Annotated in this window: 4 protein-coding genes; 2 read left to right on the forward strand and 2 right to left on the reverse strand. The window is 42.7% G+C overall.

The window, feature by feature from the left end:
• The first annotated feature begins 105 nt into the window (after positions 1–105).
• Positions 106–777, forward strand: coding sequence for a cupin domain-containing protein (locus tag CAG68_RS19045; RefSeq protein WP_086047520.1), 672 nt, complete (start codon positions 106–108; stop codon positions 775–777).
• Between the two features lie 73 nt (positions 778–850).
• Here CAG68_RS19045 and CAG68_RS19050 read toward each other — a convergent pair whose 3' ends face one another.
• Complete coding sequence (locus tag CAG68_RS19050; RefSeq protein WP_005373737.1) at positions 851–1,090, reverse strand: YdcH family protein; 240 nt, start codon at positions 1,088–1,090, stop codon at positions 851–853.
• Positions 1,091–1,318: 228 nt separating this feature from the next.
• On the opposite strand from CAG68_RS19050, the gene CAG68_RS19055 reads away from it, so the two are divergent.
• Positions 1,319–2,122: an SDR family NAD(P)-dependent oxidoreductase gene (locus CAG68_RS19055; protein WP_025767963.1), complete on the forward strand. Its 804-nt coding sequence runs from the start codon at positions 1,319–1,321 to the stop codon at positions 2,120–2,122.
• A 77-nt stretch (positions 2,123–2,199) separates the two neighbouring features.
• Here CAG68_RS19055 and CAG68_RS19060 read toward each other — a convergent pair whose 3' ends face one another.
• The gene (locus CAG68_RS19060) at positions 2,200–3,102 is read right to left on the reverse strand and encodes a LysR family transcriptional regulator (protein WP_086047522.1); all 903 of its coding nucleotides are present in this window, start codon (positions 3,100–3,102) and stop codon (positions 2,200–2,202) included.
• Between the last annotated feature and the right edge of the window lies 1 nt (position 3,103).

A 3,103-nucleotide genomic window follows, 5' to 3' on the forward strand; every position in this document is an offset into this window, starting at 1 on the left:
TTCGTACTCAATCCATGAATTGGGCTATCAACAAATGAATCAATTGATGTTTTTTATACGTATACTAATGAGAATTAGTAATTAAATAAGTAACGGAATTTCAATATGTTGAATATGGATTTTTCAAAAAGAATCGTGATAGATACTGCTCAACAGGAGTGGATCGCCAGCCCTTCCAAAGGTGTGTGGCGCAAACCTTTGGAACGAGAAGCCAAAGAATCAGGGCATACCACCAGCGTCGTTAAGTACGAGCCAAATTCGCAGTTTTCGACTCATCCTCACCCTCAAGGAGAAGAAATATTGGTGCTCGAGGGGGTATTCTCTGACGAATACGGTGACTATCCTGCCGGCACTTACCTTCGTAACCCTCCAGGAAGTCAACACGCACCATTTAGCAAAGAAGGCTGTGTGATTTTAGTTAAACTAAATCAGTTCGAATCTGAGGATCTTGAAACAGTTCGCATTAATACAAACCAAGCGAGCTGGCAGAGTGGTGTCGGTGGGTTGCAAGTCATGCCGCTGCATAATTTTGAGCACGAACATGTCGCATTGGTTAAATGGCCAAAAGGTAAGGAGTTTCAACCACACCGTCACTTTGGTGGTGAAGAAATTTTCGTATTGTCAGGAGAGTTTAGAGACGAGCTAGGTACCTATCCCGCTCTCTCTTGGATTCGAAGCCCACATATGAGTGAGCATTTTCCTTTTGTAGAGCAAGAAACGATCATTTGGGTAAAAGCTGGTCACCTGCCGCTCCAAGCTCCTGCTCAGCACTTCTAGTGTTTGCACACTTGGCATCGTCCATTGGAACTAAAATCGGCCCGCAATTTACGAGCCGATGATCATTTCGTCACTAAGAACCCATTATTCGCGAGTGGAGCCAGTCTTTGAGCTCAGCCCGGTTATGTTTTAACACGTTCATTTCGTGATCATCAATCGGGCTTCCTTGAAGTTCTAGTACGCGGATTTCCTTATCTAAAGCATTGTAGTTTTTAACGGTTTCAGCAAATGATGCATCGTTTTCGGTAAGCTGAGTAATGGTATCCAAATGTTCTGGGAATTCATGAGTTAATGAGTGATTTTCACCTAACATAGAGACCTCTTGGCTATTATTTGAGTACAAAATAGTGCCTAATTTTTGAGCACCACATGTATAACCGTAGCATCTAATGAGACGTTAATTCGTCGCACCGTCCACAAAAAGAACAACAAAGTTATTTTCAATTTTTCCTAGAAAGTGTTTTCTTTTTAGTCTCAATAGTCGAATGCAAAAGATGCCACTATGATCGTTCTATATTAACCCTCAACAATGAGAGCGATCATGCGAAAGACAATTCTAGTTACTGGATCTACTGACGGTATTGGTTTAGAAACCGCGAAAATGTTAATTAACCGTGAACAACACGTAATAATCCATGGCCGGAATATAGAGAAAGTTCAACAAGTTGAGCAAAGTTTGAGGGAGATGAAAAGTGGTAAAGTTGAAAGCCTTGTTGCTGATTTATCCTCTCCCAATGCGGTAAAACAGATAGTGATGGAGATAACAGAACGGTTCAATCATTTAGACGTCATCATTAACAATGCTGGTGTGTACGCAACACCAAATCCAAGAACTAAAGAGGGTCTTGATGTACGCTTCGCAGTCAACACCATTGCTCCCTACTTACTCACTAGAGAGCTATTGCCGTTGCTCGGAGATACGGGTCGTGTGGTTAATTTGTCTTCAGCTGCACAAACAACAGTAAACACTAGCGCTTTACTCGGTAACAAACCATTGTCAGATGGCGAAGCATATGCCCAAAGCAAATTGGCATTAACGATGTGGTCACGAGCAATCGGACTAAAGCTTAAGAACACTGGCCCTATGTTGGTATCAGTAAACCCAAAATCATTCCTAGGTAGTAAGATGGTTAAAGATGCTTATGGGGTTGCTGGTGGTGATATCCGCTTAGGAGCAGATATTCTAACTCGCGCTGCGCTATCAGAAGAGTTTGCTCAAGCGCATGGTATGTACTTCGATAATGACATTGAAGCATTCGCGCCCCCACACCCTGATGCATTAGATCAAAGCAAAACACAGCAGATAATTGATACTATTGAATTAATCTTAAGCAAACTCTATTAATAACAATTAAGAATTATCTTGAGGTTCGTTTTTATTCGGACCTTAAAAACAATGTATTCGATAAGTGAAACTTGTTATCACTTTTCCGCAAACTCCCAATAAGGTGGCGTGCCATAGTATTCAGCAAAGAAATCAATAAAGGCACGCACCTTAGGCGCAATTAAACGAGAGCTTGGGTACACAGCCCAAATCCCAGCATCCATCGCTAAAGGGTGATCTTCGAGTACTTCCACTAGCTGACCACTTTGTAATTCTTGATAAACACTCCAAACCGAGTTGATAGAAATACCTAACCCGTTTACCGTCGCGTCTCTCATCGCATCACCATTATCAGTTTTAAAACGACCAGAAGTTCTTACATTGACCATTCCATCTTTTGTATTGAATGACCAATTATTCATTCCAACTAAGTTAATACATTGATGATTCGTCAAGTCTTGGGGCTTGTTAGGTCTCCCAAATTGTTCAATATAATCTGGTGATGCAACGATAATACGACGATCTGGCGCAAGCTTTCTTGCGACCAATGAAGAATCTTTCAACTCAGCGACACGAATGGCGACATCGAAACCTCCCTCAACCAGATCAATAATGGAATCAGAAAATCGGCAGTCCACGGTTAACCCTGGGTAACGCGCCATAAAACCTTTTAATGCGGGCACAATATGCAAGCGACCAAAAGTTGCAGAGGCGGTTATACGTAATACTCCCGTTGGCGCACTCTGCCCTGAGCCAACAGCTCCCCTTGCTGCCTCCACTGTTGCAAGGACCTCCTCCGCGTGAGGTAAAAAAGCCTGCCCCTCTTCAGTTAAGGAAACTTTGCGTGTGGTGCGATGAACTAAACGAACTCCTAAGCTGTCCTCAAGTTTGTTGATGTGCGCACTAGCGACAGCAGGAGAAAGTCCAAGCTCCTGACCAGCCATGCTGATGTTGTGTGTCGAAGCCAAACGGACAAATAGCTTTACATGATCGATGTTCATT

Origin of the sequence: Vibrio sp. V42_P2S4T144 (assembly GCF_009904715.1) — a bacterium.
Taxonomy (GTDB): domain Bacteria; phylum Pseudomonadota; class Gammaproteobacteria; order Enterobacterales; family Vibrionaceae; genus Vibrio; species Vibrio alginolyticus.